This is a genomic window from Microvirga aerophila (assembly GCF_003332305.1).
GTDB classification, from domain to species: Bacteria; Pseudomonadota; Alphaproteobacteria; order Rhizobiales; family Beijerinckiaceae; genus Microvirga; species Microvirga aerophila.
In genome coordinates this window covers 1-13,920 of sequence record NZ_QOIO01000004.1, presented here as the reverse complement: position 1 = coordinate 13,920, position 13,920 = coordinate 1, and the positions used below count along the sequence as shown (strand labels likewise).

15 protein-coding genes are annotated in these 13,920 nt (G+C 60.3%); 7 read left to right on the top strand and 8 right to left on the bottom strand.

Annotation, left to right across the window (positions count from 1 at the left end):
* Positions 1-30: 30 nt before the first annotated feature.
* From DRB19_RS03510 to ssb, 4 genes are all read left to right on the top strand, one after another.
* Entirely contained in the window at positions 31-306 is a 276-nt protein-coding gene (locus DRB19_RS03510) for a hypothetical protein (RefSeq protein ID WP_114184658.1), read from the top strand.
* Positions 307-535: 229 nt separating this feature from the next.
* Entirely contained in the window at positions 536-775 is a 240-nt protein-coding gene (locus tag DRB19_RS03505; protein WP_114184657.1) for a hypothetical protein, read from the top strand.
* 58 nt (positions 776-833) lie between these two features.
* On the top strand, positions 834-1,043 hold the full coding sequence (locus tag DRB19_RS03500; RefSeq protein ID WP_147022714.1) for a hypothetical protein: 210 nt from the start codon (positions 834-836) through the stop codon (positions 1,041-1,043).
* The gene (ssb, locus tag DRB19_RS03495) at positions 1,028-1,528 is read left to right on the top strand and encodes a single-stranded DNA-binding protein (RefSeq protein WP_114184655.1); all 501 of its coding nucleotides are present in this window, start codon (positions 1,028-1,030) and stop codon (positions 1,526-1,528) included. The genes DRB19_RS03500 and ssb overlap by 16 nt, the downstream gene beginning before the upstream one ends.
* Before the next feature lie 79 nt (positions 1,529-1,607).
* Here ssb and DRB19_RS03490 read toward each other — a convergent pair whose 3' ends face one another.
* Positions 1,608-2,513, bottom strand: a complete 906-nt coding sequence (locus DRB19_RS03490; protein ID WP_245439261.1) for a hypothetical protein — start codon at positions 2,511-2,513, stop codon at positions 1,608-1,610.
* A 136-nt stretch (positions 2,514-2,649) separates the two neighbouring features.
* Here DRB19_RS03490 and DRB19_RS03485 point away from each other — a divergent pair, with 136 nt between their 5' ends.
* The 3 genes from DRB19_RS03485 to DRB19_RS03475 all read left to right on the top strand — a co-directional run bounded on the left by DRB19_RS03485 (position 2,650) and on the right by DRB19_RS03475 (position 4,951).
* The gene (locus DRB19_RS03485; protein WP_245439260.1) at positions 2,650-3,090 is read left to right on the top strand and encodes a CoA-binding protein; all 441 of its coding nucleotides are present in this window, start codon (positions 2,650-2,652) and stop codon (positions 3,088-3,090) included.
* Between the two features lie 227 nt (positions 3,091-3,317).
* Positions 3,318-3,737 carry a hypothetical protein gene (locus DRB19_RS03480; RefSeq protein WP_114184654.1) on the top strand — a complete coding sequence of 140 codons (420 nt, stop codon included), beginning with the start codon at positions 3,318-3,320 and terminating at the stop codon, positions 3,735-3,737.
* Positions 3,738-4,120: 383 nt separating this feature from the next.
* Entirely contained in the window at positions 4,121-4,951 is an 831-nt protein-coding gene (locus tag DRB19_RS03475; RefSeq protein ID WP_245439259.1) for a sensor domain-containing diguanylate cyclase, read from the top strand.
* Between the two features lie 196 nt (positions 4,952-5,147).
* Here the strand turns inward: DRB19_RS03475 and DRB19_RS31800 are convergent, their stop codons facing one another.
* The 7 genes from DRB19_RS31800 to DRB19_RS03440 form a co-directional block, all read right to left on the bottom strand.
* Positions 5,148-5,426 carry a PilZ domain-containing protein gene (locus DRB19_RS31800; protein ID WP_114184653.1) on the bottom strand — a complete coding sequence of 93 codons (279 nt, stop codon included), beginning with the start codon at positions 5,424-5,426 and terminating at the stop codon, positions 5,148-5,150.
* Between the two features lie 154 nt (positions 5,427-5,580).
* The gene (locus tag DRB19_RS03465) at positions 5,581-6,237 is read right to left on the bottom strand and encodes a TerC family protein (protein WP_114184652.1); all 657 of its coding nucleotides are present in this window, start codon (positions 6,235-6,237) and stop codon (positions 5,581-5,583) included.
* 51 nt (positions 6,238-6,288) lie between these two features.
* A complete protein-coding gene (locus tag DRB19_RS03460; protein WP_114184651.1) occupies positions 6,289-7,470 on the bottom strand; it encodes an iron-containing alcohol dehydrogenase in 1,182 nt (393 codons plus the stop codon).
* A gap of 18 nt (positions 7,471-7,488) precedes the next feature.
* The gene (locus DRB19_RS03455) at positions 7,489-9,147 is read right to left on the bottom strand and encodes an acetolactate synthase large subunit (RefSeq protein ID WP_114184650.1); all 1,659 of its coding nucleotides are present in this window, start codon (positions 9,145-9,147) and stop codon (positions 7,489-7,491) included.
* Positions 9,148-9,527: 380 nt separating this feature from the next.
* Positions 9,528-10,550, bottom strand: coding sequence for a TRAP transporter substrate-binding protein (locus DRB19_RS03450; protein ID WP_114184649.1), 1,023 nt, complete (start codon positions 10,548-10,550; stop codon positions 9,528-9,530).
* A gap of 192 nt (positions 10,551-10,742) precedes the next feature.
* Positions 10,743-12,635, bottom strand: coding sequence for a bifunctional sugar phosphate isomerase/epimerase/4-hydroxyphenylpyruvate dioxygenase family protein (locus DRB19_RS03445; RefSeq protein WP_114184779.1), 1,893 nt, complete (start codon positions 12,633-12,635; stop codon positions 10,743-10,745).
* A 96-nt stretch (positions 12,636-12,731) separates the two neighbouring features.
* Positions 12,732-13,748, bottom strand: coding sequence for a TRAP transporter substrate-binding protein (locus DRB19_RS03440; protein WP_114184648.1), 1,017 nt, complete (start codon positions 13,746-13,748; stop codon positions 12,732-12,734).
* Between the last annotated feature and the right edge of the window lie 172 nt (positions 13,749-13,920).

The following is a 13,920-nucleotide window of genomic DNA, read 5'->3' as shown; positions in this document are numbered from 1 at the left end:
AAGAAGAACGACAAGAAGAGGTTTCATCCGATGTCTAATATCCGTGCAAGCCACGTCGGTTTCTGCGTCGTGGACAGCAATGCCGACGTGATCGCCGATAACCTTGTCCATCGGCTTCATGAGGCGACGGCCGAAATGGAAAGCCAGGTGAACCGCCTTTATCGGGGTCGTCAGGCTTACGATCTCAACGAGGGCTCGCGGCTCGAACTCGAGAAGGCAATCGAGCGGCTGAACTATATGGCGCAAACGCTGCGCGACGTGCACAACGAGCAGACGAAGGTCGTCTATCTGCAGGCTGCTGAGTAACGATCGAGGACAGGACATGCATCTGAGGCGGCGACAGTTTCTGTCGCCGCCGCGTTAATTTGCAGAGACAATAACCCGTTTGAGGTAGGGGTACCTCTTTGGGTAAATTGTCGAATCCAAAGCTTAACCTTAAAAGCCCTGCGTCGAAGGTTCTTCGTTAAGGCGCGAATCAAACATGCCACGAAGAGCTAACGCGAAAAAACAACGCTAAAGCACCAGTGGGGCATCAATGGAAAACCAGATCGAGCATGTCGCTCGGGCATTTTATGACGTGCAGGACAACGCGGCTGCTTGGGAGAATGCGTCGGAAGAAACAAAAGAGTTGTTTCGAGACGACGCGCGAACAGCCATAGCTCTCATGCATGAGGTGCAGGAACAAAGACTTCTGGAAGCGCTTAAGCCCCTCACCACAATTCTGCCGGCATATGACGTCGTCGAAACGCCGGCGAACCTCTCCGACGCCGCATAACGACGGCTTAGGAGGGACTGGCTAAGCTTCCATGAACGCCGGCTTCCGAGACCATTGGATGCCGGCGTTTCTTCTATTAATCGCCTCTCAAGGCATCCTGCACACGCTCATCCGCGGCACGCTTCTCAGCTTGAATTTTCCTTGGAACAAATGTAGAACACTTGGTGATGTCCCAGCCGGGACAGGAGAGCGTAAAACAGACCCGGATCTGGCGCAGCCGCCGATCAGGGAGAGAGAAGTGGAGAAACAGTCATGGCTGGCAGCGTGAACAAGGTGATCTTGGTGGGGAACCTGGGGCGGGACCCTGAGGTGCGGCGCCTGAACTCGGGCGAGCCGGTGGTGAACCTGCGGATTGCGACCTCTGAGACGTGGAAGGACAAGGGGTCGGGGGAGCGCAAGGAGAAGACCGAGTGGCACTCGGTGGTGATCTTCAACGAGAACCTGGCGCGGGTAGCGGAACAGTACCTGAAGAAGGGCTCGAAGGTGTATCTTGAGGGCCAGCTGCAGACGCGCAAGTGGCAGGACCAGCAGGGGCAGGAGAAGTACACCACCGAGATCGTGCTGCAGCGCTTCCGCGGCGAGCTGACGATTCTGGACAGCCGCGGCGGCGGCGCCTCGGAGTTTGGCGAGGAGGAGCCGGGCCAGATCAGCCGCGGCGGCGACTTCGGTCGCTCCTCCCCCATGGACAGAAAACCCGCCGCAGCGGGTGCAGGCTCCCGTTATACGGATTTGGACGACGACATTCCATTCTAGGAGCTGTCTTCGAGCTTTGCGAAAATCCGGGCCTCGCGCCCGGATTTTTTATTGACGCGAAGGCTTCTGCGAAACGCCGCTAAGCTTCGGTGCTTCGCGCATGATTGCGCGAGCGCTGGGCCCGTTCCATTTCCCGCAGCTTGCGCCCTCGCTCCTGCAGCTCCTCCCGGTTCGGCAACCACCATCCCCTGCTAGAACGCAGCGCCAGACCGTCCTCATCATGGCTGGCCTTGGTACGGTAGACCTCCCATAGCTCCGGCATGCGCCACCTCGCCCACACGTAGCGGCTAAGGTCGTTGTCGATATGGGGATAAAGATCCTTCACGGCCCCCTCATCGATCTGCTCGCTCCCGATATCCTCGAACACGACAACGCCCCACGAGAGCGTTGCAACGGGCTGGTCCAGCGGCGGAAGATCGTCGCCCGGCACCGGGTAACGCCTGCGGCGGCGTTCCGCCTGAAGCACCGCGCTTCTCCCCGCCTCCTGGCTTTTCCGATCAGCCTGCCGCTTTCGCTTCTCCTCCGGCTCATTGCGCCGCGCTGCATCTTCGATCTCCGGCCAGCGAAGCCGCAAGGCTTCGTAGGAACGAAACGGGATGCGCCACACCCTTTTGTCGGAATCCCACCAAGCCCATGGGATCGCCCGCATGGCCTCGACGATGGTGCGCGAATACGGAGTACGAACCCTCAGATCATCGGCAACCGACAGATAAGGGCTCTCCAGCGGATCAAACGTAAAGGCATCACGCCCCTTGGCGTCCGCATGCCGGTCAAGGGTCTCGAGCTCCTGTGACATCCATGTGTCGAGCCTGCGCGCAGCCGTCGTTCCGGGAACCCACCAAGCCTCCTCGTCAGCGCGCCATTTCGCCCGTGGGAAGGTTTCGCGAAACCGTCTCACCAGTTCCCGATCATAGGGAAACTTCGCGAAAGCGCCCAGCTTCTCACCTTCCGACGGCGTGATCTGAAAGGTGGAGGATATCTCCATGAACAGGGTCCTGCACTGACCTGCGCGACACCGCGCCATCAATGGTCACAACCGTCATGGAGTGGCTTTTGATCCGCCACCCGCCTCTCCATGGAACCCGCCTCGACCAATACCAATTGGATAATGGAGGATTCCCATGCAGGTTCAGACCAGCATCGACCACCGGGCCTACGCGCCAGACTATCTCCGCCACATCCTCGAGCGGACGAAGACGATTGCGGTCGTGGGCGCAAGCATTGACCCGTGGCGACCCAGCTTCGGCGTCATGAGCTACCTGAACAGAGTGGGCTACAGGCTCATCCCGGTCAACCCTACGGCCATAGGCCAGAGCCTCAATGGTGAGCCTTTCCGGGCTCAGTTGAAGGACATCGGAGAACCGATCGATCTCGTCAACGTCTTCCGCCGCCCGGAATACATCCCAGGCATCGTCGAAGAGGCGATTGCCATCGGGGCCCCTGCCCTCTGGTTACAGCTTGGCATTATGCATCCTGACGCCGCCCGGCGGGCCGAGAGCGCCGGCATCCAGGTGGTGATGAACCGCTGCCTCAGCGTCGAGCATTCCCGCTTGATGCGATGATCATCAGGCTAAACGCCTCTCACCTTGGCCCTGCCGCGACAGCATCGCGGGCCGGAACCGAATAGTGCGGCTGATATCTCCAAAGCCTGTATTTTCCAGCAATTTGCGCAGTTGAGAGCACGCCTGAAGCCCGTTTTCTAACTCTTCATTAACCATAAAAGTCCATGCTTCCTCAGGCTGGCCAACCGGACAAGGTGAGGACCGGTCTCTCCAGGAGGTGAAAGCCTATGACGCCCAAAACCTTTGCCGAAACCATCGACAACAGACTCGGATCGATCGAACTGGCAGTTGATGCCATTGCGAAGGAGAGCAGCGAGGCCGAACTGCAGAAGCTGCGGGTTCTCGTGGTCGATGTGATGAGTTGGCTTGGACGAGATCCTGGGGTCGAAGCCGCCGCCGACGATCTATACGCCGCAGCGAGCGCCCTGGTCGTCGACAGTTCCGTAGGTTCGCAGCCCCTCGCCCGAAAGCTGCGCTTGCTCAAAGACGCCAGCATGCGGTTCCGGATCAGGCTACTCGGGGCAGCCGAACGACGGGCCCCGAAGGAACTCCCGACACCGGCCGATGTGCCCTCCGTCTACGTCGCCCGTGGGGCGCTCGGGAATGTCTGGCAAGGCTTCGACTGGTCGCAGGGCCGCCTCTCATAACGAACCTGTGAGCCGCAGGCGACCCATGCCGATCCTTGCCGTTGTGCGGGGCTTCCTGGCGGCTCAGCTATGCAGTGCCAAACCAACTGGACCGTATACGGGGCCGAATGCCCGCACCTTGGAGCTCTTGCCTGTTGTCTTGAAGCGCAAGCCCGAGGATGCCAACCGAAAGCCAGTCCCATCTTTTTCGCTCAGCCGCAGCAGAACGGCAGACGGAAACACAACAGCAGCTTGGTCTTTTCTGCATGTCTCCCTCACTTTGCAACGTCTCACCTTGCTGTCATAGTTTCGGCCGATTGGGCCGCTTATTGCCCGAGAACTATTGTCTGTGATCCGGCAGAATTGATGGTTCCAGACTTCCGTTCTCTCTTTCCTGTGGCTCGATGTTCAAACTCCCCATAAGTCTCGACGATGTGGCCATCCGTCATCTCCTGGAGGCCCTCACGGAAAGTGGGCAGGCAATATCCATCTATGACGCCGAGGACCGCCTCCGCTACGCGAACAAGACCTATCAAGGCATCTTCCTGAAGGGATACGAGGGACCCCTCACGTTCACGGACATTCTCCGGTACGGAGCCAAAAACGGGATCGGGGTCAGGATCGATGGCGGTGACGTTGAGGCGCTGATTGCCAGAACCCTTCCACGGCGGCGGAGCACCCCGCGCAAGTCATTCGAGACCGATTTCATGGATGGCCGGTGGTTCTGGATGGATCATACGATCCTTCCCAACGGTTGGGTCCTCACCGTCGGGGCGGATATCACGGCCTTGAAGCAGAATGAAAAGACGTTACGCAAGGCTCACGAAGAGGCTCTTCAGGCATCGCGGACCGATCTGCTGACCGGCTTGCCGAACCGTCGCCATATCCTCGAGCTGCTGGATGGAGCACTCGCGGGGAATGAGCCCGCAACCTCCGGCCTGTGCGTCGCCATCATCGACATCGATCGCTTCAAGGCCATCAACGATACCTACGGGCATGACGCTGGCGATATGGTCCTCCAGCATTTCGCCAATATTTGCCGCGAGAGGCTGAGGTCACAGGATCAAATCGGGCGGACTGGTGGCGAGGAGTTCCTACTGCTGCTTCCGGGCGTCAGACTCAACGAGGCCGCGCGCATCATCGATCGTTTCAGAGCGGACTTCCCCCCGCCAAATGTGACGCAAGCCCCTCCCGATTGCCCTACACTTTCAGCGCCGGCGTCGCCGAGGCTTTAGCGCACGACGACCGAAGCTCCCTTCTCTATCGTGCAGATCGCGCCTTGTACGCGGCTAAAAGCGAAGGGCGAAACTGCACTAGGGTCGGCTTCGCGAAGGAGACGCTGCCGCCCGCCGCCAATCAGCAATAGGACGCCTCTTCGGGTCTATGACCGGTTATCAAATCGGCCTCTTGCGCACAAGAGCATCCAGCCCGTCAGGGCTGGTGGGCCGGCTCGTCAGTGAATGCAACCCCGTGCTCTTTCCCAGTCGACCACACTAGGCGGACTTGAGCAGACGCTCCTTCCCGAGGGATCTGCAGCTCGAACTCCAAAGGGACTTCCGCAGGCTGAAGGAACCCGATCCGCGCGCCCGTATCGGAGATATCCCATACAGTGCACTCAATGAAGGATGAGCAATCATCCAGAACAACGCGCCCCTCCAGAAAGGTTTGGATGCGCTCGCTCGATCGACGCTGAACCAGCTCGTGTGTCATGCCCACGGCTCCCTGTCCCAAGAAGCATTTTTCTACCAGCAGAAGCTGGCGCGAGACTTTCTTCCGAGTGCTGGCACGCGCACACGATCAGCACCGGGGGGGGTCCGTATGGGCAAGCATATTTTATCGCATCCGCGCGAATAACCCGCGTGCGTTAACCTGCGGCGATCGCCGGCCAAACCTCAAGGGCGCCGCGATAGATCATTTCCGCAGCCACATAAAGGATCACCGCAAGGCCCACATATGCGATCCAATGGTGGCGCTGGAGTAGGCGCGCGATGAAACTCGCCGCTATGCCCATGAGGGCGATGGAAAGGCCAAGGCCAAAGACGAGAACGGCTGGATGCTCCCGCGCGGCTCCGGCTACCGCGAGAACGTTGTCCAGGGACATGGACACGTCCGCCACGACGATTTGCCAAGCTGCCTGCGCGAACGTCTTTCGCGGCGCCGATCCCGCAAGTACCTTGTCCCCATCGAGGTCCTGTTGCGCGAGGGCCTCGTTCGCTTCGAGTTCATCCTTCGCAGAGGTACGAAGCTCCCGCCACATCTTCCAGCAGACCCAGAGAAGGAGAATGCCGCCGGCAAGAAGCAGGCCAACTATCTCCAGAAGTTGCGTCGTGATACTGGCGAACGCGATACGCAGAACGGTGGCGGCAATGATTCCGATCAGGATGGCTTTGTTGCGCTGCTCCTTGGGAAGCCCCGCTGCGGCCAAGCCGATGACCACTGCATTGTCACCAGCCAGGACCAGATCGATCATGATCACCTGGAGCAAGGCCGATAGTGCTTCGGCTGTCAGCAGTTCGTTCATCGGTCCATCTCCCAAAAAAGCGAGAACCCTTCCTCGACAGATCCGCGTTGGTCACGCGGCCACCGACCGCGATTTCCCGTCCAGAGCCTCGCTGTAGATCGCGTACGCATCCGCATAGGCAACCTCTCGGGGATTGTTGACGAGCAAGCGTGTCTGCTTCATTGCATCCTCCGACAACCGAGAAAGATCGGCCTCCCGGACACCGACTTCGGCAAGGCTTTCCGGAACCTTGCAGTCGCGGCAGATCGCGCCCAGGCTGTCCACGAAATGGCGCCCTGCCTCCTGGACGGACAGGTTTCCGGCATCCGGATCAACGATAGGCGCCAGCTCCGCATAAAGCTTCTCGGCAGCAGGCAGGTTGAACCGCAGCACCCCCATGAGCACGAGAGCGTTCGACAATCCATGAGGGACGTGGAAGAGCGCCCCGATGGGATATGCAAGCGCATGGACGGCGGCAACCGGCGCGTTGGCAAAAGCCATGCCGGCCAGCATCGAACCGAGCAGCATCTGAGAACGGGCTTCGAGGTTCTGGCCGTTGGTGCAGACTTCGCGGATGTTCTGTGACAGGAGCGCAAGTGCCTGCCGGGCCAATTGATCCGACATCGGATTCTTTTTGTGCCGGCTCGTGTAAGCTTCGATCGCATGCACCATGGCGTCGATGCCCGTGGCGGCCGTTACATGCGGCGGAAGGCCGAGGGTGAGTTCCGGGTCGAGGATGGCCCAGTCCGGCAGCAGCCGGGGCGAGACGACACCCTTCTTCTCGCTGGTCGGTGTCGTCACGATGGCGATGGGCGTGACCTCCGATCCCGTGCCGGCCGTCGTGGGCACAAGCAGCAGCGGCAGCCGCTGCCCTTTCGCGAGCCCGACGCCGTAAACGTCATCGAGGCGATCGCCTGACCTGGCCAGGTAGGCGACGAGCTTCGCCGTATCGAGCGCAGAGCCTCCGCCGATCGACAGAACGAGGTCGATCCGCTCCTCGCGGCACAGGGACACCGCTTGCTCGACCACGTTCCACGGCGGGTCGGCCACGACGTCGTCGAATATGACCAGGTTACAACCCGCCGCTTGCAATGCCTCTTCGGCGCCCTGGGTCAGACCAGCGTTCCGGACTCCTTTGTCCGTGACCAGCAGAACACGTTTGGCTCCGAACTCGGCGGCGAGGCCTGCGACCTTTCTCGATGCACCGGTCTCGAAGAGAATGTTTGACGGGACTTGGAAGGTGAATGGATTCATGATGTCGTTTCCAGACGCTCAGGCGGTCTCGATTTGCGGAACGTGGCCCCGCAGCTCTTCGACGAGAACACGCGTGTTCTCCACATAGTCCACCGGAACAGCAACGAGATGCACGCCGCCCTCCTCGAAGGCGGCTTCGAGGGTCGGCGCCAAGTCCTTGGTGGCGTCGATGCGCCATCCCTTCGCGCCGTAGGATTGGGCATACCTCACGAAGTCCGGATTCCCGAAGGTGAGCCCCCAATCCTGGAACCCGTCGACGGACTGCTTCCAGCGGATCATGCCGTATCCGGCGTCGTCCAGGATGAGCACCACCAGGTTGAGCTTGAGCCGGATCGCCGTTTCCAACTCCTGCGAGTTCATCATGAAGCCGCCGTCGCCACAAACCGCAAGTACCCGCCGTTCCGGGTGCAAGAGCGCCGCCATCATGGCTGAAGGGAGCCCGGCCCCCATGGTGGCGAGCGCATTGTCGAGAAGCAGCGTGTTCGCCACGTGCGTCCGGTAGTTGCGGGCGAACCAGATCTTGTACATGCCGTTGTCGAGGCAGACGATGCCGTCGTCCGGCATCACCTTGCGGACGTCGTGAACGATCCGCTGTGGCGTGACCGGGAACCGTTCCTCATCCGCGCGGTCGTTGATGCGGGCCAGGATGCCCTGACGGAGGTTCAGGAAGTCAGGGTCGGGATCAAGCTTGCCTCCAAGTCGATCCGCCAGAAGCGTGAGGCTTGCGCCGATATCGCCCACCACTTCGGCATGCGGGAAAAAGACCTGCTCGACATTGGCCGAAGTGAAGCCGATGTGGATGACCCGCGGACCACCCTCGCCCATGATGAAGGGCGGCTTCTCAACCGTGTCGTGCCCGATCGCAATGATCAGGTCGGCACGGTCGATTGCGCGGTGGACGTAGTCCCGCTCCGACAGGGCGGCCGTTCCCATGTAAAGGTTCGATCCGCCGGTCACCGCACCCTTTCCCATCTGTGTATTGAAGAAAGGCAGGCGGGTGCGGCGAACGAAGCCGGACAGAGGCTCGACCAGATGCGGGCGACTGCCGCCGGCTCCGATCATGATGAGCGGACGCTTGGCCGCCAGGATCATGGCCGCCGCGCGGTCCAACGCCGCCGGATGCGCCACCGGCCGCTCGATCGGATGGACCGGTACGATCGGCGCGGCAACAGCCTCGACCTCCTCGGCCGCGACATCCTCCGGCAACTCGAGGTGCACGGGACCAGGCCGCTCCTCCATCGACACCCTGAATGCATCTCTGACAATGGTCGGGATGCTGGCCGCACTCACGATCTGCCGCGTCATCTTGGTAAGCGGTTTCATGGACGCGATGACGTCGACGATCTGGAACCGCGCCTGCCGGGCCGTCTTGATCGCCTTTTGCCCCGTGATCATGATCATAGGCATTGCGCCGAGATGGGCATAGGCGGCGCCCGTTGAAAAGTTCAAGGCTCCAGGTCCGAGGGTGGAGATGCAGACCCCGGGTCGACCGGTCAGTCTCCCGTGGGTTGCCGCCATGAAGGCGGCTGCCTGCTCGTGCCGCGTGAGCACGAGTTCGATCGACGATGAGCGGAGCGCCTCGACCACATCAAGGTTCTCCTCGCCCGGGATACCGAAGATGCGGTCGACTCCCTCATTTTCGAGAGCCGCAACCAGGAGGTCTGAACCTTTGGCCATCGCTTGACCTCTGCCTTTCGTCTGTGAAGGCATCGCTCCGGACATTAGGGCGGCTGCCTCGCTCCTCCAGAATCTTCCCGAAACCAACCCCCGGGGAAGCACCTGTGCGGGCTGACAGATTCAATGATCCTTCCCCGATACCTTAACCAGTTGGAAGGAGACGCAACAGTCTCTGTGTGTTCTGCTGGACGCCATGCTTCCTCAGCAATGGCCTGGACTTCTCGCCTCGCCCGGACACGCATCCCGACAAGATGCATGCTCTTCAGGCGACAGGCGACTTCGCCGACGGGAAACTTGTATGAAGTCTGGGCAGAGGGCATCTCACAGACGATGCGATCTCTGCCCAGGTTTAGTGGCAAATCGTGCGTGAATGCGCCGGATTATTGTTTGGTGGAGCGGATTTTCTCCAACTCGGACATCATCTCGGTTGCGCTGGCCTGCCCGAATTCCTCCGTAAACTTGTCCCGAACCGCTTTGGTCTTGTCGCGCAGCTTCGTCGTCTCGGCTTCGGTTAACGAGGAAATCTCCAGGCCCTTGGCCTTGAGTTCGTCCAGGGCTGTCGTCTCAAACGCCCGGATGGTCTTGCGCTCAAAATCCTTGGCCTCATTCGCAGCCTCCACGATGAGAGCCTGCTCATCGGGCGTCAGCCTGTCCCAGAACCTCTTGCTCATGAGGAATGCCCAGACGCTGTAGATGTGGTTCGACTGGACCGCATATTTCTGAACTTCGTAGAACTTCGACGCGAGAATCGTCGCGAGGGGGTTCTCCTGGCCGTCGATCGTCTTCGTCTCAAGGGCCGTATAGACCTCCGTGAACGGCATCGGCACCGCGTTTGCCCCGAGTTCGCGGAACGTCTCGATGAACAGCGGATTCTGGATGACGCGAAGCTTGAGGCCGGCAAAATCCTCCGCCTTGGCGATGGGTCGTCGGCTATTGGTCACCTGACGGAAGCCGTTCTCCCAGAAGCCAAAACCGATGAGTCCCTTTTCAGGCAGCTTGGCCATCAGCTTCTGTCCGAACGGACCGTCGAGTAACTTATCGGCCTCTTGGCCGTTCTGGAACAGGAACGGAAGATTGATCAGCCCGAAATCCTTCAAACCGGAAATACCGACCAGGGTTGACGTATCCGGGATCGTCATCTCCTGGGTGCCACCTTGAAGCGCAGAGATCATCGTCACGTCGTTGCCGAGCGCGCCTCCGGCAAAAAGCCTGACCTTGATCTTGCCCTCGCTTTTCTGGCTGACGATCTCGGCGAACCGGGTCACCGACTGCCCCTGCGGATGGTCTGCGCTAAGACCGATGCCGACCTTGATGGTACGCTCACGAATGTCGGCGGCGGCGGCGGCCGAGATTGCGAACAAGCTGGCCATCAATGATGATGCTACAAGTTTTCCGATTGGCATGCTTTCCTCCTCTGAGAGACGGCGGCGACTGGCCCCGACCGCTCGATTCATTTTTGTCCTGCTGCTGCTCCTCGCCAACCTTGTGAGATTTGGCTGAGCAGTACAAGTTTTTGGGAAACGGCCTCGGCTTCCCGTCAGTTCCGCACAGAGAGCGGCCCCCTGCTCCCATGCCGTGAGGGGTCGTGAGGACGCTTAGAGGCGTGGCATGGTCGGAGGCGGCGCCAAGCGGGTTTGAGCCGCAAGGCGGATCGGAGCATTGACGGCGCCGAACCCTTCGTACCCCCGGCGTTCGACGATCTCAAAGAAGAAGCCACCCTCTAACGTCTTCGTATAGGCTTGAAAGAACTCGGCGGTTCCGTCCCGATCGTAGAGGACATTGACTTCTCTCAATTGATCGATCTGCTCGGCAGAGAGATCCGTGCGAGCCTCCAAATCGTCATAGTAATTCTCAGGAATCGGCAGAAGCTCGACGCCGTTGGCTCGCAGCCGCTCGACCGTCGCGAAGATGTCGGATGCCGCCAAGGCAATGTGCTGAACGCCCGAGCCGAAGATGTCGGTCAAAAAGCGTGAGGCCTGGGTGTGCCGGCTCTGAGAGGCATTGAGAGCGAGGCGGAACGTTCCATCTTCCGTCTCCACCACTTGGCTCTGCACAACGCCGCCAGGATCCATCACGTTCTGCGCAGGCGTCTTTCGCACATCGAGCAGGGATACGTAGAAGAGGAGCCACGTCAGCATCTCCTCGTAGTGCATGGACTGAGACAGGTGATCGACCGCAATGAGCCCTGCCCCGACGAAATCGCCGCTCGCTTGCCCGGTGGGCTCGAAGTCCGCATCCCACAGGCGATCAAGACCGCTTTTGCGGTCGACGAAATAGATCAGGCTTCCGCCTAGGCCACGGACGGCTGGGATGTCCAGCTCCCCCGGGCCCACGGCCTGCCTGAAAGGCTGATCCAGGAGCTTGACTGCCCGCTCAATGGTGGCTGGGGCGTCGTCGACCCGCAGGGCAATGGCGCAGACCGACGGCCCATGGGTGATGTTGAATGAATGAGCAAAACCTTCCTTGTCGCAGTTCACCACGATGTTGATGCCGCCCTGCCGCCAATGCGTCACGTCCTTCGAGCGATGCACGCCTGCCTTGACGAAGCCAAGACCGCCCAGCACCTGCTCGAAGGCTCTGGCACCTCGCTCGTCCATGGCGAACTCGACGAACTCGACGCCGTGGCATGCCGCCCGGGGAGGAAGATCGGGCAAACCAGAGACGTCATTGCCGGTTCGCCGCTGAAGCTGGTCGAGCATGAAGAGCAGGGAGCGCTGTCCGTCGACCGCTACGCTGCGGGCCGAACCGGCACGGAAACGGTCGTTGAAGATCTCAAGCGAGATGAGGCCGTCGAAGCCCGTGGCCTGCAATGCCTCCATGAAGTCGTCGACGGCGAGATCCCCCTGCCCTGGAAAGCACCGGTAATGGCGGCTCCAGGATAGATAATCCATGTCGAGCAGTGGAGCATCGGCAACTTGGACAAGGAAGATTCGATCCTTCGGGATCGAGCGGATCGCCCCCAGAGGAGTTGCTCGAACCAGGGCGTGAAAGGAGTCCAGCACAAGGCCGATGGATGGATGATTCGCGCGGCGAACAACCTCCCAGGCATCTCGATAGTCATTGATATGACGTCCCCAGGCCAGCGCCTCGAACCCCACCCGGATGCCGCGCCGCGCCGCGCGCTCCCCAAGCTCATGGAAGTCGGCAGCAGCCCGGTCGATGCCGCCCAGGGAATGCGGCGAGACATTGCTGCAGACCAAGAGCAGGTCGCAATTCAGTTCCTGCATTAGATCAAACTTGCGCTCGGCGCGATCGAACACTTTGGATCGCTGGGGCTCGGGCATGCCTTCAAAATCGCGGAAGGGCTGAAACGTGATCGTTTTGAGTCCAAGGTCATCGATGATGCGCCGCACATCCGCGGGCGTACCATTGAACGACAGGAGATCGTTCTCGAAGATCTCGACGCCCTTGAACTGGGCTGCCGCGATAGCTTGGAGCTTTTCCTCCAGGGTGCCGCTCAGTGAGACAGTGGCGATGGCGGTCTGCACGGTTCCGGTACCTTCCTTATGCAGGAGCCCAAAATTTGCGGCGACTGGCGATGGCGGCTGAAATCCGCCATCGCCAGTGTGATCCAAAGCTCAAGTTCAACGGGCGGCGCGGGTCTTCTCGACGGCGGCGAAAAGATCCTTCACGGTCGCAGCGTCCGCTTCCTTCGCGAACTTCTCGGTTACGGGTTTCACCTTCTCGCGAAGGCGCGCAATCTCTTCCGGAGAGAGTTCCGTGAGCTGCATGCCCTGAGCCTTGAGTTGTTCGACAGCCTTGGCTTCGGCATCACGGGAGGCCTGGCGCTGGAACACCTTGGCTTCTGCCGCGGCGTCTTCGATCAACTTTCTTTCTTCAGGATCATAGCGATCCCAGACCCGCTTGCTGAAAATCAGGATCTGGGGATTGTACACATGCCGCGTGAATGTGAGGTGCTTCTGCACCTCCGCGAACTTCGAGGTCTGAATCACCGTCACCGGGTTCTCTTGGCCGTCGACGGTTTTCTGCTCAAGCGCCGTATAGAGCTCCGGGAACGGCAGCGGTACGGCGTTGGCGCCGAGGGTATTGAACAGCTCGATATAAAGCGGCGACTGCAGGACGCGGATCTTGAGGCCTTGAATATCCTCGAGCTTGGCGACAGCGCGGCGGCCATTGGTCAGATTGCGAAAGCCCAGGTCCCAGTATCCAAGGCCAACCAGATTCTTCGGCGCCAAAGACTCGGCGAGCTTCTGGCCGAAGGGCCCATCAACCACGGCGTCAGCTTCCTTGCCACTTTCGAACAGGAACGGCAGGTCAAAGAGACCGAACTCCTTCACCTGGCCGACGAGCAGGCCAGCATTTAACACCGTCATGTCGATGGTGCCGCCCTGGAGTGATGAGACGGTTTGAAGGTCGCCGCCGAGCTGACCGCTCGAGAAAAGCCGGACCTTGATCTTGCCGCCGCTCTTCTGCTCAACCAGTTCCGCGAATTTCTTGGCTCCCTGACCCTGCGGGTGCTCCTGCGCATTCTGAAATGCGAAGCGGATGGTGTGCTCCTTGATCTCGGCGTTGGCGTCCGTTGGGACAAGGAAGGCGCTGCCGATCAAGATGCCCGCGGCGATTGTACTAATATGCTTCATGGTTCGTTTCTCCTTAACCGTTTCCTCAGGATGTCTTGTTGTTGGCGGCGCACCGTCTGAGGGCGCTCTGTCCCTATCCTCCGATCAGCCTGGCGGGCCACATCACGAGTTGCGGGAACAGGACCATCAGAAAGAGCACCACGAGCTGCGCCAGCAGGAACGGCCAGACGCC

What these genes read in the sequence shown, in the direction of transcription:
- DRB19_RS03490 (WP_245439261.1), bottom strand. Translation starts at nt 2,513, where the DNA reads ATGGAGATATCCTCCACCTTTCAGATCACGCCGTCGGAAGGTGAGAAG.
- DRB19_RS03465 (WP_114184652.1), bottom strand. Translation starts at nt 6,237, where the DNA reads ATGAACGAACTGCTGACAGCCGAAGCACTATCGGCCTTGCTCCAGGTG.
- DRB19_RS03450 (WP_114184649.1), bottom strand. Translation starts at nt 10,550, where the DNA reads ATGCCAATCGGAAAACTTGTAGCATCATCATTGATGGCCAGCTTGTTC.
- DRB19_RS03440 (WP_114184648.1), bottom strand. Translation starts at nt 13,748, where the DNA reads ATGAAGCATATTAGTACAATCGCCGCGGGCATCTTGATCGGCAGCGCC.
- ssb (WP_114184655.1), top strand. Translation starts at nt 1,028, where the DNA reads ATGGCTGGCAGCGTGAACAAGGTGATCTTGGTGGGGAACCTGGGGCGG.
- DRB19_RS03460 (WP_114184651.1), bottom strand. Translation starts at nt 7,470, where the DNA reads ATGAATCCATTCACCTTCCAAGTCCCGTCAAACATTCTCTTCGAGACC.
- DRB19_RS03510 (WP_114184658.1), top strand. Translation starts at nt 31, where the DNA reads ATGTCTAATATCCGTGCAAGCCACGTCGGTTTCTGCGTCGTGGACAGC.
- DRB19_RS03500 (WP_147022714.1), top strand. Translation starts at nt 834, where the DNA reads ATGCCGGCGTTTCTTCTATTAATCGCCTCTCAAGGCATCCTGCACACG.
- DRB19_RS03480 (WP_114184654.1), top strand. Translation starts at nt 3,318, where the DNA reads ATGACGCCCAAAACCTTTGCCGAAACCATCGACAACAGACTCGGATCG.
- DRB19_RS03505 (WP_114184657.1), top strand. Translation starts at nt 536, where the DNA reads ATGGAAAACCAGATCGAGCATGTCGCTCGGGCATTTTATGACGTGCAG.
- DRB19_RS31800 (WP_114184653.1), bottom strand. Translation starts at nt 5,426, where the DNA reads ATGACACACGAGCTGGTTCAGCGTCGATCGAGCGAGCGCATCCAAACC.
- DRB19_RS03485 (WP_245439260.1), top strand. Translation starts at nt 2,650, where the DNA reads ATGCAGGTTCAGACCAGCATCGACCACCGGGCCTACGCGCCAGACTAT.
- DRB19_RS03455 (WP_114184650.1), bottom strand. Translation starts at nt 9,147, where the DNA reads ATGGCCAAAGGTTCAGACCTCCTGGTTGCGGCTCTCGAAAATGAGGGA.
- DRB19_RS03475 (WP_245439259.1), top strand. Translation starts at nt 4,121, where the DNA reads ATGTTCAAACTCCCCATAAGTCTCGACGATGTGGCCATCCGTCATCTC.